The sequence below is a fragment of the Lysinibacillus sp. GbtcB16 genome, assembly GCF_019091145.1.
In the GTDB taxonomy this organism is placed as follows: Bacteria; Bacillota; Bacilli; order Bacillales_A; family Planococcaceae; genus Lysinibacillus; species Lysinibacillus fusiformis.
Genome location: NZ_JAGXJV010000514.1, coordinates 1 through 264, shown reverse-complemented (window position 1 = coordinate 264; position 264 = coordinate 1). Strand labels below are relative to the sequence as shown.

Genomic DNA, 264 nt, shown 5'->3' with positions numbered 1-264 from the left:
TTATAACAATAACAATTAGGAATTAGAGGGGGAAATCTATAATGAATAAAACTAATGCACCTGAGTTTAAAGGGGCCGAGACCCTGTATTTGATTGACATCCCGCAACCTGATGGAAAAACAAATAATACAGTTCGTTTTTTTAACCAAACTTCAGGATCCCGATCAATTGAAGCTGGAGAAATAGAGCTGAAGACAAAAGATAAGAGCGGCTCTGATTATGGTGATGTGAAGCAATCAACAAATATTGAGGGTATTTGTACAG

1 protein-coding gene is annotated in these 264 nt (G+C 36.7%); it reads left to right on the top strand.

The genetic code is table 11. The annotated features are described in order from the left end of the window. Nucleotides 1-41: 41 nt before the first annotated feature. The coding region (locus KVT27_RS25090; RefSeq protein ID WP_217582219.1) for a phage major tail protein, TP901-1 family at nucleotides 42-264 on the top strand (223 nt) is incomplete at its 3' end.